We start from the raw sequence: 24582 nt of genomic DNA, 5'->3' as shown, positions 1-24582 counted from the left end.
AAAAAAATGCAGGAAATGGTAAATGTTTATTTCTATGGTAAAAAATATACGGTACCGGCAGATCTGACCATCATGACCGCTATGGAATATGCCGGATACAAACTGGTAAGAGGCTGCGGCTGCCGTCACGGATTCTGTGGTGCCTGTGCAACCATCTACCGGATCAAGGGACAGAATGAATTAAAGACCTGTCTGGCCTGCCAGACTCAGGTGCAGGAGGGAATGTATGTGGCAAGCATCCCGTTCTTCCCGACGGACAAGCGCACCTACGACATTGAGGATCTCCGTCCGAATGAGCAGATCATGATGGAGCTGTACCCGGAGATTTACAGCTGTATCGGCTGTAATGCCTGTACCAAGGCATGCCCGCAGAAGTTAAATGTTATGCAGTATATTGCCTATGCGCAGAGAGGCGATTTCGAGAAATGCGCGAAGGAATCCTTTGACTGCGTAAGCTGCGGAATCTGCTCCACCCGATGCCCGGCCGGAATCTCCCATCCGATGGTAGGCCTGCTGGCCAGAAGACTGACCGGCAAGTACATTGCGCCGGAGAGCGAGCATCTGGAGAAGCGTGTGGATGAGATCCGCCATGGCGAGTACGATCAGTTGATCGAGCAGATCATGGAGACCCCGATCGACCAGATGAAGGAACTGTACAACAACCGCGATATCGAGAAATAAGGGAGGGATGAAGTCATGTATACAGAGGAAATGCTGGAATCCATTAAGAAGGTAGAAGCATCCAGAGCATCCAGAATCGGAAAAGAATTACGCCGTATGGATGCGGACGAGAAAGACAATCTGCTGAAAGAGTTTCATCCTGACTACAAGGAGAGCGGATTCGCAACCTTAGAGATGGGACCGAACAAGGGCGAGAAGGCACCGGCCGAGCTGGCTGAGCTGCTGCAGGCTAACAGCCGTGTACTGGGCAAGGATATTGACCTTACCCATCCGGATTACGATGTTGATGTGCTGGTTATCGGCGGCGGCGGAGCAGGCGCTTCCGCAGCCATAGAGGCTCACAACGGCGGAGCGAACGTCATGATCGTGACCAAGTTAAGAATTGGTGATGCAAACACCATGATGGCAGAGGGCGGCATTCAGGCAGCAGATAAGGAGAATGACTCTCCGCAGAGACATTATCTGGATGCGTTCGGCGGCGGTCATTTCGCTGCAAAGCCGGAGCTGTTATCCAAGCTGGTTATGGAGGCTCCGGAGGCTATCCAGTGGCTGAATGATCTGGGTGTTATGTTTGATAAGAACCCGGATGGCACTATGGTAACCACCCATGGAGGCGGTACCTCCAGAAAGAGAATGCATGCCTGTGCCGATTACTCCGGTGCCGAGATCATGCGTGTGCTGCGTGATGAGGTCATCAACCGCGGCATTCCGGTTGTAGATTTTACCTCAGCCATTGAGCTGATCAAGGATGACAAGGGCCAGATTGCCGGCGCGGTTCTCCAGAATATGGAGACCGATGAGTACCTGATCGCAAGAGCAAAGGTTGTTATTATTGCAACCGGCGGCGCAGGACGCCTGCATTACCAGGGTTTCCCGACCTCCAATCACTACGGCGCAACTGCAGATGGACTGGTTCTGGGATACCGTGCAGGAGCAAATCTGCTGTACCAGGATACCATTCAGTATCACCCGACCGGTGTTGCTTACCCGGCTCAGCTGTTTGGTGCCCTGGTAACCGAGAAGGTACGTTCCGTAGGTGCCCAGCTGGTAAACCGTGAAGGCGAAGCCTTCATGCATCCGCTGGAGACCCGTGATGTATCCGCAGCGTCTATTATCCGTGAGTGCACGGCACGCGGAAATGGTGTTCCGACTCCGGGCGGCGGCTATGGTGTATGGCTGGATACCCCGATGATCGAGATGATCCATGGCGAGGGAACCATTGAGAAGCGTATCCCGGCTATGCTGCGTATGTACATGAACTATGGCATTGATATGCGCAAGGTGCCGATCCTGATCTACCCGACCCTGCATTATCAGAACGGCGGTCTGGAGATCGGTGCAGATTGTGCGACCATCAACATCCCGAATCTGCTGGTAGCAGGCGAGGCTGTCGGAGGAATCCACGGACGCAACCGTCTGATGGGCAACTCCCTGTTAGATATCATTGTATTTGGCCGTGATGCAGGAAAGCATGCCGCAGAGCTTACTCATGAAGTAGAGCTTGGCACACCGAATCTGGATCATGTGGAGAAGTTTGCCGAGGAGCTGGAAGCTGCCGGCATTCACACCGACCGTGTATCTCCGCTTCTTCTTCCGCCGTATGCACGCAGAGAGAGAAGCTTATAAGATGCGAAAGGGGCTGTCGCAATAGCGGCAGCCCCATATTTTTTTATTGTTGTCATTAAACTCTTGCGATGCCCTGTTCTACAGCGGTGTCAGCTACAGCCTTAGCAACTACGTCAGCCACGGTCTTATCAAGCGGGGAAGCAATGATGTTCTCTGCGGTCAGCTGATCATCCGGGATCAGGCTGGCGATAGCGTAGGAAGCACGCTCCTTCATCAGCTCAGTGATCTCTTTCGCACGGACGGAGAGTGCACCCTTGAAGACACCCGGGAATACCAGGACGTTGTTGATCTGGTTCGGGAAGTCGGAACGTCCGGTACCAACAACAGCAGCGCCGCCAGCCAGAGCCTCATCCGGCATGATCTCCGGGGTCGGGTTAGCCATGGCGAAGACGATACCATTGTTCATGGTGGAAACCATCTCTTTGGTTACCAGTCCAGGACGGGATACGCCGATGAATGCGTCAGCACCCTTTAATGCGTCAGCCAGCTTGCCGTGCTCGTGCGCTAAGTTGCTGACATGGGAAATCTCTTCCTGTCCGGCATTTAAGCCCTCATCACCCTCGCAGATGATGCCGTTGATGTCGCACATGATTACATTACCGAAGCCCATGTTGATGAGGTGCTTACCAATTGCGATGCCGGCTGCGCCTGCGCCGTTGATGACGATGCGCATCTTGCCCATCTCTTTTTTGGTTACCTTCATGGCATTGATCAGGGCTGCAGCAACGACGATGGCGGTACCATGCTGGTCATCGTGGAATACCGGGATGTCGCAGATCTCCTTTAAGCGGCGCTCAATTTCGAAGCAGCGCGGAGCAGCAATATCCTCCAGGTTGATGCCGCCGAAGCTCTTGGAGATCAGGTAGATGGTCTGGACGATGGTGTCGGTATCCTTGGAATCGATGCAGATCGGGAATGCGTCTACGTCGGCGAACTCCTTGAAGAGGGCACATTTGCCTTCCATAACAGGCATGCCTGCGGCCGGTCCGATGTCGCCAAGTCCCAGAACAGCAGTGCCGTCGGTGATGACAGCAACCAGATTCCCACGGCGGGTCAGCTTAAAGGACTGCTCGTAGTCCTTGGCGATGACGCGGCACGGCTCTGCAACGCCTGGAGTGTAAGCCAGGGACAGATCCTCTCTGGTCTCGATTTTCTTGCGGGAAACAACCTCGATCTTGCCGCCTAACTCATAGTGCATTTTTAAAGAAGCTTCGTTGATATCCATGTTCTTGTTCTCCTTTGCTATGATCTTGTTATAAAAAATGAAATTATACCATCTGTTCCGGTTTAAATACCTCGTCAAAACGCTCTGCGGTCAGGAATCCCAGGGCTACGCAGGCTTCCTTCAGGGAAATATTTTCCTTGTAAGCCTTTTTGGCGGTCTTGGCTGCGTTCTCGTATCCGATGTATGGATTCAGGCAGGTAACCAGCATCAGGGACCGGTGCAGGTTGTCATCCATCTTTTCCTTGTTGGCGCGGATGCCGCATGCGCAGTTGTCGTTGAAGGAGGTCAGGGAGTCGGTTAACAGGCGGACGGACTGCAGGAAGTTGTAGATCAGCACCGGCATAAATACGTTCAGCTCAAAGTTGCCCTGGGATGCTGCCATACCGACTGCGGTATCGTTGGCGATCACCTGGACTGCTACCATGGTAACGGACTCACACTGGGTCGGATTTACCTTACCCGGCATGATAGAGCTTCCCGGCTCGTTCTCCGGAATAAAGATTTCGCCTAAGCCGCAGCGCGGGCCGCTGGCCAGCCAGCGTACATCGTTGGCGATTTTCATCATATCCGCCGCAAGGCCTTTTAATGCGCCGTGAGCGAATACCAGCTCGTCCTTGCTGGTGAGAGAGTGGAACTTGTTGGATGCAGTTACAAACGGTTTGCCGGTCAGCTCGGAAACGGCCTTTGCTACCTCAGTGTCAAAGCCCTTCGGTGCGTTTAAGCCGGTTCCGACTGCGGTTCCGCCCAGAGCCAGCTCACGAAGTCCCGGAAGCGCCAACTCCAGCATGGCTTTGGATTTCTCCAGCATATTTTTCCAGCCGCTGATCTCCTGGGAGAAGGTGATCGGGGTTGCATCCTGCAGATGGGTGCGTCCGGTCTTGATGATGCCTTCATTTTCCTTCATCAGGCGGTCAAAGGTTGCTGTCAGGCGGTCGATGGCCGGGAAGAGCTTGTCTTCAATCTCGGTAGCTGCCGCAATGTGCATGGCCGTCGGGAACGTGTCATTGGAACTCTGGGACATATTCGAATGGTCATTTGGATGGATCAGCTTCTCACCGGCAATCTCATTGGCCCGGTTGGCAATGACCTCATTTACGTTCATATTGGACTGGGTGCCGCTTCCGGTCTGCCATACAGCTAACGGGAAGTTGCCCTCCAGCCTGCCCTCCAGAATCTCATCGCAGGCCTGGGCAATCAGTCCAGCGCGTTTGTCATCCATTTTGCCAAGACGGTTGTTGGCCATAGCGGCTGCCTTTTTTAAGATTGCAAAAGCGCGGATGACTTCGTTCGGGATTTTCTCGATGCCGATCCGGAAGTTCTGGTAGCTTCTTTGAGTCTGTGCACCCCAGTAGCGGTCTGCTGGAACCTGAACCTCACCCATTGAATCATGTTCTGTTCTGTACTCCATGTTGTAAAACCCTCCTTAAATCGTTAATTTTAAAACAAAAACAGCCCTGGGGGAGCAGGACGGGGCCACCCCCGGGCCTGCCGCCCAGCGCTGTTATGATCGTGTTGTACCTCAGTGCCGCAAAAAAGCGTATGCACTGGCTTCATCATACTGGATTTTGTATGAAATTGCAAGTTAGGCCGGATAAATCTCATCCAGTTTCTTGAAAGCAGCTTCCTTCAGATTCTTATAGATGCTGTTTCCGTGAGTATCCATGCCGACTACCAGAGGACCAAACTCAACGGCCTCCAGATCCCAGAGTGCCTCCGGCATACCCATCTCAAACCAGGTAACATCTTGAATACCCTTGATACCCTGTGCCAGCTTTGCAGCACAGCCAGGAGCTGCCTGAAGGTAAACATAGCCATATTTTTCACAGGCTGCCAGAGTATCCTTTTCCATGCCGCCCTTTCCGACGACCGCTTTGACACCAAGCTTTCCAACCATGTCAGCGTATGGCTCCATACGGATACTGGTGGTCGGTCCGATTACGTTTAAGCGCCAGGAACCATCCTCATTCTTTAAGCATACCGGGCCGGCATGGAAGATGGCAGCGCCGTTGAAATCCTTCGGCAGCGGCTCGCCCTTCTCCAGTAACTGACGGATTCTTAAATGTCCCATATCTCTGGATGTAAAGATATGGCCGGTCAGATATACGACATCGCCGAGCTTTAACTCACGGACATCCTCTTCTTTAATAGGCATAGTAAGAACTTTCTTTTCCATAAGGTTGTGATCTCCTTTCTGATCCGATACTGATTACAGAAGCTTTTCAATGCGTCCGTCGTTATACATACGGATGCCGGCACGTCTTGCTACCCAGCAGTGGAAATTGATTGCTACCGGAGCAATGGCGGTATGGGTTGCAGCGGTTCCGATCTTAACGGCCAGACATACGGTGTCACCGCCGGTTCCTGCAGCACCAAGGCCAAGCTTGTTGATGTTGTCGCGGAGCTCATCCTCCAGTCTTGCAAGAAGCGGATCCGGGTTGGTGTCGGACCAGTTACGGGTGCTGATTGCTTCACGGCTTAACTTGGATGCGATATCCATCTGTCCGCCGATGCCGATGCCGATGCCGAATGGCGGGCATGGCTTTCCGCCTGCGTTGATCGCGGTTTCCAGAACGAAACGTTTTAAACCTTCAAAATCTTTGTCCAGCTTTAAGGTAGCGGTAGTGAAAATCTTCATGGCATTGCCAAGCTCAGCGCCGCAGCCCTTGAAGCTGATGATGAAATCGACATAATCCTGTCCCGGATTGTACTGGTATTCAATGTTCGGAACACCCTTACCGGTGTTGTTGCCAGGATTATGACGGGTTAACGGATCAACGATACTCGGACGAAGGTAGCCCTTTTTGGTGGCTTCACCGAGCGCCTCAGCAATCGTGTCTTTTGCGAAAGACGGGAAGTTGTCATCGCCGTAGGAAATCCAGGTGGTCGGATATCCAGGGGACTGGCAGACTGCCTTGTCCTGTGCTTTTGCGATATCCAGATTCTCCAGCATGGAGGAAAGCATACTCTTCGCGGTTTCATTGGTTTCGCGATCCAGAGCAGCCTGAACCAGTGCCTTTACATCAGCTGAAATTTCGGTTACGGCTCTGATGCAGGCATCATGCATGGCTTCTTTCATCAATTCTTTTTCCATAATAAAAACCTCCTTAAATGGTATTGGGTTTATGATAATTGAAATACTTTGTTGATATCATCGAATGTTTCCAGGTTATGCAGGTTGTCTAACAGGCGGGTAACCACGTCGGCACCAAGCATATCCTCCGTCAGCAGGCGGAATTTGCGGTCAGCCATAGCCCAGTCGAATGGATTCTTGAAGTCACCGATCGGGTAGTCTACCTGATCCGTGATAATCTCGCCACTCTTCATGGTGATGGTGAGCTTGTGGGACCACTGGTTCGGATCCTGATGGAACTCATCGTCCAGCTTCGGGCTGACATTGACCTTGATCTTGGACATCAGGTCTTTGATCTTTGGATTGTTAATGTTTTCGATGGTAAATACCCGGTCGCTTAAATCCCGTAAAATGATGGCAGCGGCAATGCAGAACTGAACGCTGAATTTCGCTGCGTACGGATTTTCCGGATATGGATTGTTGGTAGTCTGTACCGCGGTGCTGTAGGTATCATCCGTGATGGATACGATATCGTCCGGATTGATGTCATGTGCCGCAAGGATCTTCTCAACACAGTAGTCCGCGGAATGGGTATGGCGGCAGCAAGCATACGGCTTGAAGGAATTTTCGGTGATGCGGTAGCCTTCGCCGAAGCCCTTTATCAGGTTGTTCATGTCATGCTCCGGGGCAAGTGCATTTACAAAAGCACGCTCTCCCTCCAGAATGGCAGGGGCACCGGTAAAGCCAAGTTTTGCAAGCTCAGCAGCCCGCATACCGCAGAGGTTCGCATTTGCGGTGTGAAGAACCTTGCTCATGGATCCGCTTGCCAGGAATTCCCACAGGCCCGCAGCCTGGGTTCCAGCGGAGCCAAAGCAGTTTACCATCTGTTCTTCCGTGAGACCAAGCAGCTTAGAGGCGGTGGCACCGGAGGAAAAGGCACCGACTACCGCGGTAGTATGCCAGTATTTATAGGAGGAAGGGTTGATGGTCTCTCCGATGCGGGCACCTGCCTCATAGCCTGCAGCCACTGCTTCGATTACCTGTCTGCCGCTCAGGTGAAGCTTCTGCGCAAGGGCAAAAGCGGTCGGAACGGTGATGACAGCCAGATGGGTGATGGATGCGTTGTGCACATCGTCCATATCCATGACATGGCCAAATACTGCATTTAATGCAGCGGCCTGTTCAGTGGTCATATTTGGAAAACCAGGCTGGAACAGGCTGGCCTGGGGAGCAGTTACCTTCTCGGCATAATATTCCTTCCAGATGGATGATTCTTTCTTTGCGGAACCGGCAATGGCTACACCTATGAAATCAAGAATGCACATTTTGGTGATGTCGATGGTGTGGGCATCAAAATGGTCATAGCCCATATCTTTGATATAGGCGGCCAGTTTCCGGGTTTCCTGATTGGCAGTACTCATATAAAGCCTCCTCACAGATTTAGATATTTTCGTTAAAGTGTCTGGAAATTGTTATTTTCTCTGGTGGTATACCAGCTGTGATTACAGAATACCACACATAATGACAAAATGGAAGAGAAAATGAGAAAAAAATTATAGAATTTGACGAGGCTTTTTTGGGGACTATTGACAATGACAGAAGTTTTATTGTATCTTTTAAATAACAAAAAATGTGAAACACAGAAAAAGAGCACGAATGCTATTTGCCGGAATGTTTTTTACATTTAGAAGAACTGAGGGGAAATTCATGGAAGAAAAGAAAGTATCAAAAACTGGAAATAAATATTACGAAGTGATCCTGGACTGGTTCCGCCAGCAGATCCTGTCCGGTCAGATGAAGGAGGGAGACACAATTCCTTCAGAACGGGAGCTGGCTGCTCAGTTTGGTGTAAGCCGGGTTCCGGTGAGGGAGGCCTTAAGAATTCTGGAGTATATTGGAATTATCAGCAACGGAGCGGATGGAATGATCATTCAGCGGGTAGATGTACAGCTGTTTACACCGGGAGCTAATTTTGCAACGGAGATCACCCAGGAAACCATCGAAAATCTGTTTGAAGTGCGGATCTTTCTGGAGTCCGCTGCGGCATACTATGCAGCACTGCGGCATACGGATGAGGATATTGAACAGATCCGCAATGCCATTACAGCCATGTCCGCAGCGATCGACGATCCGGACGCAGACAGCGAAGCCTTTACACGTTCATCCCATGCTTTCCATCTGCGGGTGATCGCGGCGGCCAAGAACCCGGTACTGGAAAACCTGTACCGCAGTCTCTATGATCTTCTGGAGATTTCCAAACAATACACCATGCGTCCGGAGAGTGTCAGCGATTCTACCCTCATGGATCATGAAGCCATTCTCTACAAAATCGAGAGCGGAAATGCGGATGATGCCAGCAAATATATGAAATTCCATCTGAGCAGGGCGTTAAAGCGGGTCATGGCCGATCATGACAAAATGAAGGAATAGGAGGGAAGCAAATGGCGGCAAAGCGGAGCAGCAAAGAATACAGCAATGCAGAGGCTGTGGATATTATCCACCAGGTAGCCAATTTGTACATTTCCACAAAGGTGCCGCAGGATTACGGAACGGGAGAAGAGTATACCTCTGTTGAGGTTCACACACTCAAGCACATTGCGGATAATCCTGGCATTACAGTAACAGAACTTGCGCGGCATAATGGTAAGACGAAGGGCGCTATTTCCCAGATTCTTAAAAAAATCGAGAAAAAGGGTCTGGTTTGCAGGGAAGCGTCCAATGGAGATAACAAATTACCGCTGTTTTTGACAGAAAAGGGAAAGGAACTGGATCTGGCCCACCGAAATTATGATATGGTCCATGCCGGTGAATCCATGAATGAAGTACGGAGGCTTTACACGCCGGAGGAAATGAATACCGCCTTTCAGGTACTGGAAACCTGGCTGGAGGTCAGACGCCAGGTCGAAGAAGAACGAAAAAAGAACAAGATAAAACAAAATTATCCTGTGAACGGAAAAGATTAAAGAATGAAAGCTTTACAAATCATTCTTTAATCTTTTTTTGTGCAAAATAAACAGTGGCAAAAACGAAAAAATGAAAAAGATGTCAAAAATAGGAAAAAGGTATTGAAAAAAATAGTTTAGAATCAAAACAACAAATTGTGCACAAAAAAGATAAAAATAAAAAAGAAATGGATGGAAAAGTCAGAATATTCAAATAAAAAGAACGAAAAGAAAATAATTTTTGCATTACATACCTGAGAAGAAACTTCACACACGGCACTGACTTCCAACATAAAGGGGGATGAACATGTTAAAAAAACTATCGTTTCTATTGGCTTTTGTATTCTGCCTGTTCCATTGCTGGACCGCAATGTTTGGAGCGGCAGCAGGAATTGGACAGGAAGCCTAATCTATATCATGTCAATTGACAGTACCATCGACTTGAGAAGCGGAGTGGTATATACCTACGATATCGTTTTTGGTGTTCTTCTTGTTTTGGCCTTGATTGAGGCAACACGCAGATCTGTGGGCACCTCACTTGCAATTGTTACAGGCTGCTTTATTCTGTATGGTTTCTTCGGGCAGTATATGCCGGGCTTTCTGGCCCATGTAGGAATGGATCTTCCAAGATTTATCAGCATTGTGTATGCTGTATGTGGAAACAGCAGAAGGCAAAGATATAGAGCTTTTGTATCAGCTGTGCAAAAAGCAGTCTTATGAAGAATTTTGTTTGTGGGGAGCAGATTTTGTGTATGATTATCCTCCGAATCTGGCCCAGATGAAACAAAGCTATGCCTCAAGAAAACGAATGCTTCTTTATCGGGTAATCTTTCAGGAAAGAATCATAGGTTTTGCTGAACTGGATTTTTGCATATTGCAGATGGAGCGCGTGAGCCTGGTTGTTTATCAGAATAATACCAGGGCCATCCGGTGCTATGAAGCATGCGGGTTTCGGATGGAAGAGGCACTCATTCGCAAGGGCCGTCCAGATGCCTGGATTATGCGGGCATTGCCGGCAGAAAAAAAGTAGAAAAGCATAAGGAAAAAGAACTGGGTTTTGCAGTGACAAGCCCGGTTCTTTTTTTGTTAGAAAATAAAATTATTAAAAATGCACAGAAAAATAAAAAAATATATATGGTTTCACGGCAAAAGTTAACATCATATTAACTTTATTATTTCCATAAAGTAGGTTAGAATCTAAACAGGCCAAATATTTTTATAGTTTCCTTAACGCGCGTACAAAAGAAGGCAAGGAGGTTATGGGATGAGCAAAAAGCAATGGATCATCGAGTTGGCTATGCCGGCCGCCTTTATTCTGATGGCAGCCTATGTAGCAGTTCAGTCATTATCCATGGGAAGTGAGGGAATCTTTCCCATGATGTCGGCAGGAGTCCTGTTTCTTTGTGCAGTATATCTGCTGTTCCAGACGCTGAAGAAGCAGCAGGCGGTCGTGAGTCTGCAGGGGGTAAACCTGAAAATGGTGGGAATTACGCTGCTGGCTCTGCTGGTGTATGTGTTCCTGCTGAAAAAGATCGGTTATGTCATTGACACGTTTCTTCTCTGCGCGTTCATCATCCGCTCACTGGGATACCGGAAATATGGCATGATTGCGGTCTGCTCCGTGGCTGCTGTAGCAGTTGTGTTCGTGATTTTCAAGGTGGTACTGTCTGTGCCGCTTCCAATGATCATACTTGATTTTTAACGCGAGGAGGGGAATGTATGAGCGGTATTTTACTTGGGCTAGGGCAACTGACGCAGCCGATGGCTCTGCTGGCACTGCTTGGAGGTGTGGTGATCGGCCTGATTGTAGGTTCGCTTCCGGGATTGAATGACAGTATTACTATGGCGGTTCTGATTCCGATTACCTTTGGTATGGAGCCGAGCGTGGCAATCTGCCTTCTGATCGGAATTTACTGTGCGTCCGCCTGCGGCGGTTCTGTACCGTCAATTTTGTTAAAGATTCCTGGAACTGCATCCGCTACGGTAACAGCGTATGACGGTTATCCGATGTCGCAGAAGGGAAAGAGCGGAGAGGCTCTGGGACTGGCGATTTCCAGTTCTACATTTGGCGGCATCAGCAGTGCAATTGTTCTGCTGTTTCTGTCACCGTTCCTGGCGAAGCAGGCTTTGAAATTCGGCCCGCCGGAATATTTCATGCTGGCCATCCTTGGCATGAGTACGGTAATCGGCATGGCTGGAAAGAACGTGGTAAAAAATATTCTGGCCATGGCCGTCGGCCTTTTATTCAGCTGCATCGGCATGAGCCCGCAGACCGGACTGGCCCGTTTCACCTTTGGACAGGTCAGTCTGATGGATGGGATTTCCCTGATTCCAATGCTGATCGGTCTCTTCGGTATTACTTCTATATTAGAAATGATCGAATCCATCAAGGGAAAGACCGATGCCAGGCAGTTTGTGGAGGACGTAAAAGAGAATTACCAGAAGGTAAAGGTAACACTGCCGGATCGGGCTATGGCCAAACGCCTGCTTCCAATCTGGATCCAGTCCAGTGCGATTGGTAATGTCATCGGAATCATCCCGGGTGCCGGCATGATTATGGCGATCTTCATGGCTTATGACCAGGCTTCCAGAAGATGTCCGAATCTGGAATTTGGCACCGGTGTACCGGAGGGCATCGCAGCACCGGAGTCTGCCAACAATGCGGTTGTGGCAAGCTCTATGGTACCACTTCTGTCTTTGGGTGTCCCTGGAAACTCTACCTCATCCCTGTTTCTGGGTGCACTGACGATCCAGGGACTCAGAACCGGCCCGACCCTGTTCCGCGATACCCCGGAGATGGCATATATGATCATCCTGGGATTTTTGCTGGCCAATATCATTATGCTTCCGCTGTCGGTCTATTACTGTAATGTGCTGGCTACGGCTGTGCTGCGCCTGAACCGGAAAATATTAAGCGGCATTGTGCTGGTATTATGTGTGACCGGTGCCTTTGCGGTAAGCAACAATATCTTTAACGTTGCGGTCATGGTATTCTTTGGATTTGTGGGCTACAGCTTTAACAAATACAAGATTCCGCAGTCTCCGCTGATCCTGGCCTCTATTCTTGGCAGCATGATGGAAAACAACTGGACCCAGAGCATGAAGTTTGCAGATGGATCCCTGAGCGTGTTTGTTACAAGACCGTTAAGCTGTGCGCTGCTGATTCTTTCGATTATTTTCATCGGACTTCCGCTCTGGAAGCAATGGAAGGCAGGAAAAGCATAAAAACAGATGCACATAAAGCAGACACATTGTATAAAACAGAATATGGATTGTATGAGCAGGACTGCCGGAAGGACGGTTCTGCTTTTGCTATTTGTGGAAGGAATTTGTATTTCTGGAAAAAACGAAAGAAAACAGATTGAAAAAATGAAAAATAACCAGTATAACATATTAACATACCAGATAAGTAGGAATAGCGCTTCGGAGATGAAATCATAACTGGAGGCAGAGCATAAAGAAAAGTCTTATACTTCAGAAAACAAGACATAATTAAAAAAATAAAGCGAAAAGGCAAAAAAACGGATTAAAATAAGCACTACACTTTTCTTTGTGTGATAAATTGCACAAAAAAAATCAATAACTTTATTGGAATACAACAAACTATACAATGGTATATTGACAAACAGGAAAAAAAGGTTTAGACTCTAAACATGTTAAACATATGGTATACCAAAAAAACTGATAGGAAAAACCTATGGGACAATCAAAAAGCAGTATTTTACAAATACCGGATCGGAGCCTATACTGGAGACAGGCATAGGGAGAGGGTATCGGTGCTGATGAAGAAAGGGGAATGCTGAAGATGAGTTTGGTACATGATTTTGACGAGGTTGTCAACCGGAGAGGAACTGATTCCAAAAAATATTCCGTATATCCGGAAGATGTCATCCCAATGTGGATTGCAGACAGTGATTTTAAGGCTCCGCAGCCGGTTGTAGATGCGCTGGTAGCAAGAATGCAACAGGGCGTATACGGCTACACTCCGATTAGCGAGCGCTTAAAGAAAGCAGGAGCAGGATGGCAGAAAAAACGTTTCGGGTGGGACGTGAATCCGGAATGGGTTGAATTTGTTCCGGGCGTTATTACCGGACTGATTTGTGCGGTACGTGCATTGAGCCAGCCAGGAGACAACATTGTGATCCAGTCTCCGTGTTATCCGCCGTTCTCAGATCTTTCCGATCATAACGGACGCCATTTATTAAGAAACAAGCTGGTTTTAACCGGAGATCATTACGAGATTGACTTTGAAGACTTCGAAGAGAAATGTAAAGATCCGAGAACAAAATTATTTATCCTCTGTAACCCGCAGAACCCGACTGGTCATGTGTTTACGAAAGAGGAACTTACAAAGCTTGGAAATATCTGCATGAAATACCATGTAATTGTTCTTGCAGATGAGATTCATCAGGATCTCGTAAGCAGCGGACACAAGCACATTCCGTTTGCAAGTATCTGTGAGGAATTCGAGCAGAACAGCGTTTCCTTTATGAACCCAAGCAAGACCTTCAATGTTCCGGGATTCCGTACCGCGGCCTTCATCGCTGCAAACCCGGTACTCAAGAATGCAGTTCATGATATCGTAGTCAATAATAAGCAGATTGGTGAGAATATCTGCGGAACCATTGCATTCTGTACTGCATATGAAGCGTGCGATTACTATGCAGACCAGCTTGCAGTTTATATTGAAAAGAACCGTGCCCTTGTCGAGGAAACCCTGAAAGATGTAAAGGGAATCAAGGCAATCCATGCAGATGGTACTTATTTCGTATGGCTGGACTGCCGCGGACTGAATATGAGTCAGGACGAGCTAAACAAATTCTTTGTTGAGACTGTGAAGCTTGGATTTAACAGCGGCAAGACCTTTGGCCCGGATGGAGATGGATTCCTCCGGATGAACATCGCCTGTCCGAAATCCACGGTAGAACAGGCACTTGATCGGATCGTGAAAGCGCTGGCATAAACCAGGCTTGGAAATGAACGATAGATAAAAGAAAAAGGAGAGAGACAGTATGAAAAAAAGAATGGCAGCATTATTATTCGCAGGAATCATGGCAGCATCTTTAGCAGGATGCTCCAGCAAACCTGCAGAGACCACTGCAGCAGCTACCGAAGCAGCTACCGAGGCAGCAGCTGAGACAAAGGCAGAGGAGACTGCAGCAGAAGAGAAGGCAGCTGAGACCGTGAAAGAGGCTGCAAAACCGGACAATTTCCCGAAAAAGAACATTAAGATCATCGTTCCTTACGATGCAGGCGGCGGTGTAGATATCACCACTCGTATCCTGGCAGAAGCGGCAGGAAAAGATTATTTTGACGGTAAGTCCCTGATCGTTGAGAACATGGCAGGCGGCGGTGCTGTTATCGGTCATACCGCTGTGGCTAACGCAGATCCGGATGGCTACACCTTACTGGCTTACACCAGTGCAGTTGTAAACAACCCGCTGTTAAAAGATGTAACCTACACTCTGGACAGCTTCAAGACGCTCGGCATGGTATGCTTCGATCCTGAGATCCTGGTAGTTCCGCCGACTGCAGAGTACAAGACCTATGAGGAGTTCATTGAGTATGCTAAGACTCATACCGTAAAGGTTGCAACTCCGGGTCATTCTACTGCACATCACATTGCAGCAATCCAGTTTGCAAAAGACCTTGGTTTAAACTTTGAGTATCTGCACAACGACAGTGCATCCGTACAGATGCAGCAGCTGATGGGCGGTCACTGCGATGCAGCATTCATGGGTACTGGTGAGACTGTAAGCCAGATCAAAGATGGTACGATCATCGGCCTTGCAATGGGCGGTGAAGAGAGAAATGCAGACATCCCGGATGTTCCAACCTTCACAGAAAAGGGTGAAGATCTGGTAGCTGGTGCATTCCGTGGTTACGCTTGCCCGGCCGGTGTTCCGGATGATGTATACAATTATCTGGTATCTGAGTTCGACAAGATCATCACTTCTGACAAGTTCATTGATGCTATGAAGGAAGCTTCCATTCCGTATGCATACAAGAACGCAGCAGATTTCCAGGCATATGCTAATCAGTGCTCTAAGGATCTGGAGGCTCTGGTTCCGGAATTAAAGGGTAACTAATCCGAGTAAACATTGTAAGCATTCGTAAGCATTAACTGCCATGATGCGCCGCGCCTCGCGGGCTATAAAGCAGCCGGGCGCGGCGCATTTTTTCTTACAGTGTGAAGAAAACGATAAAAAAGGAGGAATTGCTGTGAATAAAAAGCAATTAATGATCGAACTGGCTATGCCGATCGTGTTTATGCTGATGGCGGTTTATATCATTGTGACGGCCATTCCCATGGAGAGTGAGGGTGTATTCCCGATCATGTCAGCCGGTGTGCTGCTGCTCTGTGCGGTATACTTATTTGTTGAGATTCTGATCAAACACCAGCAGGTTGTAAAGCTGGAGGGTGTGAACCTGAAGATGGTTGGAATTACACTTCTGGCTCTGGTTATTTATGTATTTCTGTTAAAGAAAATCGGTTATATTATTGATACGTTTATTTTGTGCTTTTTTGTGATCCGTTCTCTGGGTTACAAAAAGACCGGTGTTACCCTGCTGTGTTCTGCGCTTGCAGTTGCATGCGTATTCTTTATTTTTAAAGTATTATTGTCAGTTCCGCTGCCGATGATACTGCTTGATTTCTAAGGAGGTGGGTTTATGAGCGGCATTTTATTAGGTTTAGGGCAGCTGGTACAGCCCACTGCGTTACTTGCACTGCTAGGCGGTGTTGTGATCGGCCTGATTGTTGGTTCCCTTCCGGGACTAAACGACAGTATTACCATGGCGGTTTTGATCCCGATCACATTCGGTATGGAACCACAGGTTGCGATTTGTCTTCTGGTTGGTATTTACTGTGCATCTGCCTGCGGCGGTTCTGTTCCGTCTATTCTGTTAAAGATTCCGGGCACTGCATCTGCTACAGTTACCGCGTATGACGGTTATCCGATGAGCCAGAAGGGCAAGAGCGGACAGGCGCTTGGATTGGCCATATCCAGTTCCACCTTTGGAGGACTGACCAGTGCGATCGTTCTGTTATTCCTTTCTCCGTTCCTGGCAAAACAGGCACTGAAGTTTGGACCGCCGGAATACTTTATGCTGGCTGTACTTGGTATGAGTACCGTAATCGGCATGGCAGGCAACAACATTGCAAAGAACATTCTTGCGATGGCTGTCGGCCTGATCTTCAGCTGTATCGGCATGAGCCCGCAGACCGGTCTTGCAAGATTTACCTTCGGCCAGGTCAGCCTGATGGATGGTATTTCCCTGATCCCGATGTTAATCGGCCTGTTTGGTATTACTTCAATTCTTGAGATGATCGAGGGTATTCAGAAGACCCCGAAGGTGAAAGAAGTAAAACAGAAGGTAGAAAACTTCAAGGAAGATGTAAAAGAGAACTACAAAAAAGTAAAGGTGGTTCTTCCGGACAAGGAAATGGCGAAACGCCTGCTTCCGATCTGGGTACAGTCCAGTGTTATTGGTAACGTGATCGGAATTATTCCAGGTGCTGGCATGATCATGGCAATCTTCATGGCATACGACCAGGCTTCCAGACGTCGTCCGAACCTCGAATTCGGTACTGGTGTTCCGGAGGGTATTGCGGCTCCGGAGGCAGCAAACAATGCAGTGGTAGCAAGTTCCATGGTTCCGCTTCTGTCTCTTGGTGTTCCTGGAAACTCTACCTCTTCTCTGTTCCTTGGCGCACTGACGATTCAGGGACTGAGAACCGGCCCGACCCTGTTCCGTGATACCCCGGAAATGGCATACATGATTATCCTTGGCTTCATCGTAGCCAACATCATCATGCTTCCGCTTTCCGTTTACTACTGTAACTTCCTTGCAACCGCAGTACTTCGTCTGAATCGTATGATCTTAAGCGGCATCGTTCTGACCCTGTGTGTAACCGGTGCATTTGCAGTAAGCAACAACGTATTCAACATTTATGTCATGGTATTCTTTGGATTTATTGGATATGCCTTCAATAAGTACAAGATTCCGCAGTCTCCGTTGATCCTTGCTTCTATCCTGGGAAGCATGATGGAGAACAACTGGACTCAGAGCATGAAGTTTGCTGACGGCTCTCTGTCTGTATTCGTTACCAGACCGTTAAGCTGTGCATTACTGATTCTGTCCATCATCTTTATCGGTATGCCGCTGGTAAAACGCATCAAGGCAAATAAAGCAGCAAAGGCTGCTTAAAACAAGGAAAACACTGCAGATGGAACCGGGGGACAGCATTTATGCTGTGTCAGTTCCGTCTGTGGTGTTTTTTTCATTCCGTGTCGTGCCTGTATAGAGCAAAGGCGCGGACACCATGAATAAAAACGGAAGGAGAGAATATATGAAGATCAGCCAGATGGAATATTTTTCCTGCGTTTGTCGGTGCGGGAGCATTACGAAGGCTGCAAAGGAACTGCATATTTCCCAGCCTTCTGTGACAGCCGCGGTTCATGAACTGGAGAAAGAGCTGGGGGTAAACCTGTTCCTGCGGCGAAACAACAAGATTCAGTTGACGGAGGAAGGATGGTTTGTGCAGGAACGCATTGACGGAATCCTGAAAAGCATGGACACCCTGAATCGGGATTTAAATGATTTCGTGGGGCAGAAAAATCATATCCGCCTTGGGGTTCCGCTGCAGATCGGAAGTTTTCTGCTGCCGCTTCTGTTTGGCAAATTCCGGCAGGAATATCCGGATATCAGTCTGGAGATTGAAGAGAGCGGTGCCATTGATATTGTCAAAAAACTTCTGGATGACCAGCTGGATCTGGCCATTTTGTCGGTGGACTCCTCTCGCATCTGGGATGTGGAGTGGACGCATCTGTACAATTCAGAGTTTTGTTTCTGTGTCTCAAAGGATCATGAGCTGGCGAAGAAAGAATCCGTCAGCTTCCGGGAAGCCTGCAGCTGTCCACTGGTGGTGTTTCAGGAAGGGTTTTACATCAATGAGCGGGTACAGCAGCTTATGAAGGAGAATCGGGTAGTACCGGATATCTGGATGGAGACCGGCCAGCTGCATACCATCAAAAATCTGGTGATACGGGACGGCTGCGGAGCATTCCTGCTCCGGGATGCGGTTCGTATGGATGACCAGATTTGTGCGCTCTCGCTGGAAAATCCCATGCGGGCGGAGATCGGCCTCATCACCCGGCGTGGCAAGGTGATCTACAACGATGCCCGCACGCTGATCTCCTTTATCAAGCAGGAGCTGAAACGGTAAGCCATAAAAAGAGGTTATGGAGACATAGAAAAAGTGTATTTTACGCTGAGAAGCTCTTTCTATTATAATAAGGACAGAGTATATTGCAGAAAACGGAAGGGAGAAAACCTATGAAATATGTAACACTTGCAGATCATGCAATGCGTGAGTATGCACCGGATAAAATTTTTGCCGCAAGCCAGAAGGCCAAAGCGGCCATTGCAGAGCTGGGTGGAGATGCTGTGATCAATTCCACTCTGGGCGAGTGTCAGGACGATGCCGGAAAGCTGATGGTACTTCCAACGGTGGAGAAGATGCTTCGTTCCATGCCGATAGAGGAGATGTGCAGCTATGCGCCGATCGGTGGTATACCAGGCTTCAATGAGGCGGTTCAGATTTCCCTGTTCGGTCATGTCAGTGAGCGCTTCCATGTAGAGTCTGTTCCGACTCCGGGCGGCTGCGGCGCACTGCGTCATGCCATCTGGAACTTTCTGGATAACGGAGACAGCCTTCTGACCACCGACTGGATCTGGGGACCGTACCGCAACATCTGTGAGGAGCACGGACGTTTCTTAAAAGACTTTCCGATGTTCAACGATCAGGATACTTTTAACGTAGAGGGCATGGAAGCAGGCTTAAGAGAGCTTCTGGAAAAACAGAAACAGGTACTGCTGCTGCTCAATACTCCGGCCAACAACCCGACCGGTTACTCCATGAGAAAGGAAGAGATGGACAAGGTAGCAGCTGTTCTGAAAAAGCTGGCAGCTGAGTATCCGGACCGCCGCCTGACCTTCTGTCTGGATGTGTCCTATATTGATTTTGACGGAAGCTTTGAGGAAACCAGATCTATTTTTGACAGCATCCATGATATGCCGGAAAACATGATGACCCTGGTGGTATTCAGTATGTCCAAGAGCTATACCATGTGCGGCATGCGCTGTGGTGCCATTGTCTGCCTGGCGGAAACGAAGGAGGCTGCAGACCTGTTCAAGGCCGCCATGTCCTATTCCTCCAGATCCGTATGGTCCAATGTTGTCCGGATCGCCCAGAGGATTCTGGTGGACATTAATCTGAATCCGGAAGTGAAAGCCGAGGTAGACAAAGAGCGCCTGGTATTCTCGGATCTGATTACAAAGCGCGGCCAGAGCTTCTACGGGGAAGCCCGGCGTGTGGGCTTAAAGTGCTGTCCGTACAAGCATGGCTATTTCATCGCAATTCCGTGCAAAAATCCGGCTAAGGTCGCTGCATATCTGGAGGAGGAGCATGTATATGTGGTGCCTCAGAAGAAAGGGCTCCGCTTCTCACCGTGTGCAGTCACCACCGAGAAATGCCTGCGGGCACCGGCTATCATCAAACAGGCAGTAGACAGAGTGGAGGCAGAAGTATGAAGATTACAGATATCAAATTAATTCCGGTCAATAAATTCTTATTTGTAAAAGTATATACCGATGAGGGAATCACCGGTATCGGCGAATCCGGCGACTGGGGCTTTCTGGAGTCCTCCGGAGAGGTGATCAAATCCTTCCGCGAGTATCTGATCGGTCAGGATCCGCTGCGGATTGAGCATCACTGGCAGTATATGTACCGCTGCTTCCATTTCCGCGGAGCGGCTGTCCTGGGTGCGCTGAGTGCCATCGATATCGCGCTGTATGACATTGCCGGAAAGTATTATGGTGTGCCGGTATACCAGCTGCTGGGCGGCAAAGTAAGAGATAAAGTCCGGGTATACTCACATGTATCCGGGGGTTCCTTTGAGGAGCTGATGGAGAGTTGCCTGGCAGAGAAGGAGAAAGGCTTTACGGCTATCGGTCATTTATCCCCGTTCCTGGATGAGCCGAGATCTACCCGCTATTTTGAGACCTATGCAAGAAAGATGAGCAATGGTGTAGAGCGCTTAAGCCGGATCCGTGAGGCAGTTGGCCTGGATGTAGACTTATGTATCGAGAATCACCGGCGTTTAAACCCTGCGGAGGCCATTGCGCTGGCTTCCCAGTTAGAGCCATTGTTTCCGATGTTCTACGAAGATCCGCTGATTCCGGACAACTTTGATTCCATGGCATGGGTGGCTCAGAAGATCCGCATTCCGCTGGCAACCGGTGAACGTATCCATACACCGCAGGAATACCAGATGCTGGTAAAACGTCAGGCGCTGGATTATCTGCGTGTGAGCATCTGTGTCTGCGGCGGTTTCACCGGAGCGAAGAAAATTGCAGCGATTGCGGAGGCCAACCATCTTGGAATCATCCCGCACAATCCGTTAAGCCCGGTAGCAACTGCAGCCTGCATCCAGTTAGACGCAGCGGTTCCGTGCTTTACCATTCAGGAATATCCGGATCCGAACGGACCGGCAGCCCATGCGCGTTTCGTGTTCGAGAAGACCGGAAAATCCGAGTTCCATGTCTGCGATATCGTGGATCGTATGCCGGAGTGCCGGGACGGCTTCCTGATCGTGCCGGACGCACCGGGACTTGGAATTGAGCTGATAGACGGTGTGGAAGAAAAATTCCCGTTTGAGCGCCGTAAAGTGGTAACCAGGCTGACTACTGACGGAGCTGTTATGGACCAGTAAAAAGAATGGATATAGACAAAAAGGAGTGAGAAAAACCGATGAGTATGACGATGACACAGCAGATTCTGGCCCGCCACTGCGCCATGGAGTCTGTAAAGGCGGGAGATCTGATTGAGGTATCCCTGGATCTGATTCTCGGAAATGACCTGACTACCCCGGTAGCGATCCGTGAGTTCGCGAAAATCGAGGGTGCAAAGGTGAAAAATCCGGAAAAGGTAGTAATTGTAATGGATCATTTTACCCCGAACAAGGATATTCAGACAGCAACCCAGTGCAAGGCCTGCAGAGAGTTTGCGAAAGCACAGGGGATTTCTGATATTTATGATGTAGGAAATGGTGGAATAGAGCATGTACTGCTTCCGGAAAAGGGCTATGTACATACCGGCGACCTGATCGTGGGTGCGGATTCCCACACCTGTACCTATGGTGCATTCGGCGCGTTTTCCACCGGTATCGGAAGCACGGACATGGCGGCAGCCATGCTGACCGGAGAGCTGTGGTTCCAGGTTCCGCGCGGAATCCGCGTGGAGCTCCGCGGCAAAAAGAAAAAATGGGTATCAGGAAAGGATATCATTCTCTGGCTGCTTCGCCAGATCAGCGTAAATGGCGCGGACTATGCGTCCCTGGAGTTTGTGGGTGACATTGCGGATCTGACTATGGATGACCGTATGACCATCTGCAACATGGCGGTAGAGGCCGGCGCAAAGAATGCAGTATTCCCGGTAGATGATGTAACCAGAGCTTACTTAAAGAAAGTGGGCGCTGAGGGCGGTATCGTATGCGGGGAGGCTCCGGCTGACGCATATGAGAAGACCCTGGTACTGGATCTGGATGAGGTTGAGCCGATTGTAGCTTTCCCGGGCAAACCGGATAACGGCAGATGCTTCTCTGAGTTTGGCGAGGTAAAGCTGGATCAGATCGTTATCGGATCCTGCACCAACGGTAGACTGTCTGACTTAAAGGAAGCAGCAGATATCCTGCGCGGAAAGAAGGTTGCGCCGGGACTACGCGTCATTGTCATTCCTGCGACTCCGAAGATTTACCGCGAGGCCATGGAAGAGGGCCTTCTGATGGATTTCATGAACGCAGGCTGTGCCATCATGACTCCGTGCTGCGGTCCGTGTATCGGCGGAAGCATGGGGATTCTGGCAGCAGGCGAGCGGGCCCTTGCGACAACGAACCGGAACTTTACCGGACGTATGGGCCATCTGGAATCAGAAATTTATCTGTCCAGCCCGGCTGTTGCGGCGGCCAGTGCGCTTACCGGACGGATCACACATCCGCAGGAGGTGATGGAATAATGTTTATTCAGGGAAAAGCAAGACGCGTCGGTGATAATGTCAATACAGACCAGATGTATCCGACACGTTATACCAGTATTGTAGAAGACAGTGAAATGGCAAAACACTGCATGGAGGATTATGATCCGGATCTGATCAAACGCATGGATCCGGGAGATGTTCTGGTAGCCGGAGTCGGCTTTGGCTGCGGATCCTCCAGAGAGCATGCACCGAAATCCGTCAAGGCAGCAGGATTTTCCTGCGTGGTGGCGAAAGGATTTTCCCGTATCTTCTACCGCAATGCGATCAATATCGGTCTTCCAATCGTAATCTGTACCGAAGCAGTAGACGACTGCCAGGAGCTGGATGAGCTTGCCATCGATTTTGACAAGGGAATCCTCATGAACGTGACCCGGAACAAGACTTATGAGATTACACCGTTTCCGGCTTTCATTAATGATATCATGAACTGCGGCGGACTGATCAACCGCATTAAGCGCAATCTGTTCTCCTGATCCGGGAATGAAAGGAGGAGCCTGTTATTTCGCAGATAATCGTTGTGGGATAACAGGCCTTTTTGTTTGGAATAGGGGTGGACATTTGCCGGAAAGTCAAGTACAATGAACCAGAGCCGGCAACCCGGGATCCGGGGAGCGGCTGGCAAACAAATGATGATAAAATGGGAAATGGATAGAAGTTATCATGAATACAGATTATTTGAAAAAATGTGCGGCGAAGCTGCTGACAGAAAAACAGATGTCTGAGGCGTTTCTGAATAATATGTTTCTGGCATTGTCCGGCGGACTTCAGGATGCCTATACCTATAATGTGCGCGATCATGTATTTTCCAATGCGCAGACTGGAAATGTGGTCCTCATGAGCCAGCATATCATCAGTGGCAACATGAGAAGCGCACTGAGGTATCTGGTACCGCTGCTTTCGTTTGTGCTGGGGGTTTATATTTCAGAAGAGATTCATCTGCATTTTAAAGACGCAAGGAAGCTGCACTGGAGGCAGAGCATTCTTCTGCTGGAGATTATCATACTGACGCTGGTAGGGTTTCTGCCGGAGGAGCGGAATATGCTGGCTACTGTGCTGGTTTCCTTTGCCTGCGCGATGCAGGTGCAGTCCTTCCGCAAGGTGGGCGGCTATTCCTACGCCAGTACCATGTGTATCGGAAACTTAAGAAGCGGAACCACAGCGCTGACCATGTATTTTGAGGATCACAAGCCGGAGCAGCTGCGGCAGTTTCTCTATTATTTTGGCATTATTTTCTTCTTTGCCATTGGAGCCGGTGTAGGCGGCGTAATGTCTCTGAAACTAGGTATCACTACAATCTGGGTTTCTAGTGTGCTACTTTTGATCAGTTTCCTACTGATGTTTTTAGAGAAGCTGCGTTAAATAAATATAAGTCACAATATCTAAATAAAGTCCGAAGTTTTGGGCTCCGCATACAGAACCGCAGACTTTAAGCAGAATTTTGTACTTTATGTGCTCTATAGCTGATTGTTTCTCCTGCACCCCAAACTCATACGCCTTGCGTGCTCAGACAAGGCGTATGAGTTTGGGGTGCCGCTATATTCGTTCATGAAGAAGTCGAATAGACTTATGCCTCACAACGTAAGCCACTCACAGAGCCGTACGTGCGGCTTTCCTGCATACGGCTCTCCATAATAATATTTGCAGTTTCAAAACAAGTTGACATAGATGTAGGCATTGCTAAGGGATAGAATTTCATTATTTCTTTGAATCCTTTCCTCGTATAACGTTTCTTGTCGTTTCGTCTATTTAATACTTTAAGCAGAAGTTTTCGTACCTGTTGTTTGAAATCATTCTGTTATTATAACTATAAATGAGCAAATTTGAAAAATTGCACAAAACTACGCCACGACCTTTACAAAGGAGTCAAAATCATTGCATTCCCTTGCACATTGATAGAGGGTCAGATATTTTTCCATCTGGATTATGTCACTGATCTTGT

General features: G+C 48.9%; 22 protein-coding genes. 17 read left to right on the top strand and 5 right to left on the bottom strand.

The genetic code is table 11. The features are described from left to right. The first annotated feature begins 6 nt into the window (after nt 1-6). Together ACMP1L_RS00320 and ACMP1L_RS00315 are read left to right on the top strand one after the other, a co-directional pair. Nucleotides 7-681 (top strand): 4Fe-4S dicluster domain-containing protein, encoded by a 675-nt coding sequence (locus ACMP1L_RS00320; protein WP_118732056.1) that lies wholly within the window; start codon nt 7-9, stop codon nt 679-681. Nucleotides 682-696: 15 nt separating this feature from the next. Further along, a complete protein-coding gene (locus tag ACMP1L_RS00315) occupies nt 697-2307 on the top strand; it encodes an FAD-dependent oxidoreductase (protein WP_118732057.1) in 1611 nt (536 codons plus the stop codon). Nucleotides 2308-2362: 55 nt separating this feature from the next. Here the strand turns inward: ACMP1L_RS00315 and ACMP1L_RS00310 are convergent, their stop codons facing one another. The 5 genes from ACMP1L_RS00310 to ACMP1L_RS00290 form a co-directional block, all read right to left on the bottom strand. Further along, the gene (locus ACMP1L_RS00310) at nt 2363-3532 is read right to left on the bottom strand and encodes an NAD(P)-dependent malic enzyme (protein ID WP_118732058.1); all 1170 of its coding nucleotides are present in this window, start codon (nt 3530-3532) and stop codon (nt 2363-2365) included. A gap of 43 nt (nt 3533-3575) precedes the next feature. Then, nucleotides 3576-4940: a class II fumarate hydratase gene (gene fumC / locus ACMP1L_RS00305; protein WP_418451576.1), complete on the bottom strand. Its 1365-nt coding sequence runs from the start codon at nt 4938-4940 to the stop codon at nt 3576-3578. 174 nt (nt 4941-5114) lie between these two features. Beyond that, complete coding sequence (locus tag ACMP1L_RS00300) at nt 5115-5705, bottom strand: FumA C-terminus/TtdB family hydratase beta subunit (protein ID WP_118732059.1); 591 nt, start codon at nt 5703-5705, stop codon at nt 5115-5117. Nucleotides 5706-5738: 33 nt separating this feature from the next. Further along, entirely contained in the window at nt 5739-6623 is an 885-nt protein-coding gene (locus ACMP1L_RS00295; protein ID WP_118732060.1) for a fumarate hydratase, read from the bottom strand. Between the two features lie 29 nt (nt 6624-6652). Next, nucleotides 6653-8023: an MmgE/PrpD family protein gene (locus tag ACMP1L_RS00290; protein ID WP_118732061.1), complete on the bottom strand. Its 1371-nt coding sequence runs from the start codon at nt 8021-8023 to the stop codon at nt 6653-6655. A gap of 286 nt (nt 8024-8309) precedes the next feature. On the opposite strand from ACMP1L_RS00290, the gene ACMP1L_RS00285 reads away from it, so the two are divergent. The 15 genes from ACMP1L_RS00285 (at nt 8310) to ACMP1L_RS00215 (ending at nt 24002) form a co-directional block, all read left to right on the top strand. Then, entirely contained in the window at nt 8310-9032 is a 723-nt protein-coding gene (locus tag ACMP1L_RS00285) for a FadR/GntR family transcriptional regulator (RefSeq protein WP_177303366.1), read from the top strand. A gap of 11 nt (nt 9033-9043) precedes the next feature. Beyond that, nucleotides 9044-9565: a MarR family winged helix-turn-helix transcriptional regulator gene (locus tag ACMP1L_RS00280; protein ID WP_418451574.1), complete on the top strand. Its 522-nt coding sequence runs from the start codon at nt 9044-9046 to the stop codon at nt 9563-9565. 625 nt (nt 9566-10190) lie between these two features. Next, on the top strand, nt 10191-10574 hold the full coding sequence (locus tag ACMP1L_RS00275; RefSeq protein ID WP_418451573.1) for a GNAT family N-acetyltransferase: 384 nt from the start codon (nt 10191-10193) through the stop codon (nt 10572-10574). Nucleotides 10575-10808: 234 nt separating this feature from the next. After that, the gene (locus tag ACMP1L_RS00270) at nt 10809-11246 is read left to right on the top strand and encodes a tripartite tricarboxylate transporter TctB family protein (RefSeq protein WP_418451571.1); all 438 of its coding nucleotides are present in this window, start codon (nt 10809-10811) and stop codon (nt 11244-11246) included. 17 nt (nt 11247-11263) lie between these two features. After that, nucleotides 11264-12769 (top strand): tripartite tricarboxylate transporter permease, encoded by a 1506-nt coding sequence (locus ACMP1L_RS00265; RefSeq protein ID WP_418451569.1) that lies wholly within the window; start codon nt 11264-11266, stop codon nt 12767-12769. Between the two features lie 580 nt (nt 12770-13349). Continuing rightward, entirely contained in the window at nt 13350-14507 is a 1158-nt protein-coding gene (locus tag ACMP1L_RS00260) for a MalY/PatB family protein (protein ID WP_418451568.1), read from the top strand. 49 nt (nt 14508-14556) lie between these two features. Next, complete coding sequence (locus ACMP1L_RS00255) at nt 14557-15633, top strand: tripartite tricarboxylate transporter substrate binding protein (protein WP_118732069.1); 1077 nt, start codon at nt 14557-14559, stop codon at nt 15631-15633. 133 nt (nt 15634-15766) lie between these two features. Next, entirely contained in the window at nt 15767-16204 is a 438-nt protein-coding gene (locus ACMP1L_RS00250; protein WP_182432554.1) for a tripartite tricarboxylate transporter TctB family protein, read from the top strand. Nucleotides 16205-16216: 12 nt separating this feature from the next. Next, nucleotides 16217-17755 (top strand): tripartite tricarboxylate transporter permease, encoded by a 1539-nt coding sequence (locus tag ACMP1L_RS00245; protein ID WP_118732071.1) that lies wholly within the window; start codon nt 16217-16219, stop codon nt 17753-17755. A 142-nt stretch (nt 17756-17897) separates the two neighbouring features. After that, on the top strand, nt 17898-18773 hold the full coding sequence (locus ACMP1L_RS00240; RefSeq protein WP_182432555.1) for a LysR family transcriptional regulator: 876 nt from the start codon (nt 17898-17900) through the stop codon (nt 18771-18773). Nucleotides 18774-18883: 110 nt separating this feature from the next. Next, entirely contained in the window at nt 18884-20140 is a 1257-nt protein-coding gene (locus ACMP1L_RS00235) for a pyridoxal phosphate-dependent aminotransferase (protein WP_418451566.1), read from the top strand. Then, the gene (locus ACMP1L_RS00230; RefSeq protein ID WP_418451564.1) at nt 20137-21321 is read left to right on the top strand and encodes a mandelate racemase/muconate lactonizing enzyme family protein; all 1185 of its coding nucleotides are present in this window, start codon (nt 20137-20139) and stop codon (nt 21319-21321) included. Before ACMP1L_RS00235 ends, ACMP1L_RS00230 begins: the two co-directional genes overlap by 4 nt. 38 nt (nt 21322-21359) lie before the next feature. Then, on the top strand, nt 21360-22622 hold the full coding sequence (locus ACMP1L_RS00225) for a 3-isopropylmalate dehydratase large subunit (protein WP_118732075.1): 1263 nt from the start codon (nt 21360-21362) through the stop codon (nt 22620-22622). Next, nucleotides 22622-23116 (top strand): LeuD/DmdB family oxidoreductase small subunit, encoded by a 495-nt coding sequence (locus ACMP1L_RS00220; protein WP_118732076.1) that lies wholly within the window; start codon nt 22622-22624, stop codon nt 23114-23116. The genes ACMP1L_RS00225 and ACMP1L_RS00220 overlap by 1 nt, the downstream gene beginning before the upstream one ends. Before the next feature lie 187 nt (nt 23117-23303). Next, complete coding sequence (locus ACMP1L_RS00215; RefSeq protein WP_243025538.1) at nt 23304-24002, top strand: YoaK family protein; 699 nt, start codon at nt 23304-23306, stop codon at nt 24000-24002. Nucleotides 24003-24582: the final 580 nt, after the last annotated feature.

This window comes from Ventrimonas sp. (genome assembly GCF_048380235.1).
Taxonomy (GTDB): domain Bacteria; phylum Bacillota; class Clostridia; order Lachnospirales; family Lachnospiraceae; genus Brotaphodocola.
The sequence above is the reverse complement of the archived record's forward strand: the minus strand, read 5'-3'. Positions and strand labels throughout refer to the sequence as shown.

Excerpts from the sequence above, each read along its gene's own strand:
- ACMP1L_RS00320 (WP_118732056.1), top strand. The coding sequence starts at position 7 with ATGCAGGAAATGGTAAATGTTTATTTCTATGGTAAAAAATATACGGTA.
- ACMP1L_RS00315 (WP_118732057.1), top strand. The coding sequence starts at position 697 with ATGTATACAGAGGAAATGCTGGAATCCATTAAGAAGGTAGAAGCATCC.
- ACMP1L_RS00310 (WP_118732058.1), bottom strand. The coding sequence starts at position 3,532 with ATGGATATCAACGAAGCTTCTTTAAAAATGCACTATGAGTTAGGCGGC.
- fumC (WP_418451576.1), bottom strand. The coding sequence starts at position 4,940 with ATGGAGTACAGAACAGAACATGATTCAATGGGTGAGGTTCAGGTTCCA.
- ACMP1L_RS00300 (WP_118732059.1), bottom strand. The coding sequence starts at position 5,705 with ATGGAAAAGAAAGTTCTTACTATGCCTATTAAAGAAGAGGATGTCCGT.
- ACMP1L_RS00295 (WP_118732060.1), bottom strand. The coding sequence starts at position 6,623 with ATGGAAAAAGAATTGATGAAAGAAGCCATGCATGATGCCTGCATCAGA.
- ACMP1L_RS00290 (WP_118732061.1), bottom strand. The coding sequence starts at position 8,023 with ATGAGTACTGCCAATCAGGAAACCCGGAAACTGGCCGCCTATATCAAA.
- ACMP1L_RS00285 (WP_177303366.1), top strand. The coding sequence starts at position 8,310 with ATGGAAGAAAAGAAAGTATCAAAAACTGGAAATAAATATTACGAAGTG.
- ACMP1L_RS00280 (WP_418451574.1), top strand. The coding sequence starts at position 9,044 with ATGGCGGCAAAGCGGAGCAGCAAAGAATACAGCAATGCAGAGGCTGTG.
- ACMP1L_RS00275 (WP_418451573.1), top strand. The coding sequence starts at position 10,191 with ATGCTGTATGTGGAAACAGCAGAAGGCAAAGATATAGAGCTTTTGTAT.
- ACMP1L_RS00270 (WP_418451571.1), top strand. The coding sequence starts at position 10,809 with ATGAGCAAAAAGCAATGGATCATCGAGTTGGCTATGCCGGCCGCCTTT.
- ACMP1L_RS00265 (WP_418451569.1), top strand. The coding sequence starts at position 11,264 with ATGAGCGGTATTTTACTTGGGCTAGGGCAACTGACGCAGCCGATGGCT.
- ACMP1L_RS00260 (WP_418451568.1), top strand. The coding sequence starts at position 13,350 with ATGAGTTTGGTACATGATTTTGACGAGGTTGTCAACCGGAGAGGAACT.
- ACMP1L_RS00255 (WP_118732069.1), top strand. The coding sequence starts at position 14,557 with ATGAAAAAAAGAATGGCAGCATTATTATTCGCAGGAATCATGGCAGCA.
- ACMP1L_RS00245 (WP_118732071.1), top strand. The coding sequence starts at position 16,217 with ATGAGCGGCATTTTATTAGGTTTAGGGCAGCTGGTACAGCCCACTGCG.
- ACMP1L_RS00240 (WP_182432555.1), top strand. The coding sequence starts at position 17,898 with ATGAAGATCAGCCAGATGGAATATTTTTCCTGCGTTTGTCGGTGCGGG.
- ACMP1L_RS00235 (WP_418451566.1), top strand. The coding sequence starts at position 18,884 with ATGAAATATGTAACACTTGCAGATCATGCAATGCGTGAGTATGCACCG.
- ACMP1L_RS00230 (WP_418451564.1), top strand. The coding sequence starts at position 20,137 with ATGAAGATTACAGATATCAAATTAATTCCGGTCAATAAATTCTTATTT.
- ACMP1L_RS00225 (WP_118732075.1), top strand. The coding sequence starts at position 21,360 with ATGAGTATGACGATGACACAGCAGATTCTGGCCCGCCACTGCGCCATG.
- ACMP1L_RS00220 (WP_118732076.1), top strand. The coding sequence starts at position 22,622 with ATGTTTATTCAGGGAAAAGCAAGACGCGTCGGTGATAATGTCAATACA.
- ACMP1L_RS00215 (WP_243025538.1), top strand. The coding sequence starts at position 23,304 with ATGAATACAGATTATTTGAAAAAATGTGCGGCGAAGCTGCTGACAGAA.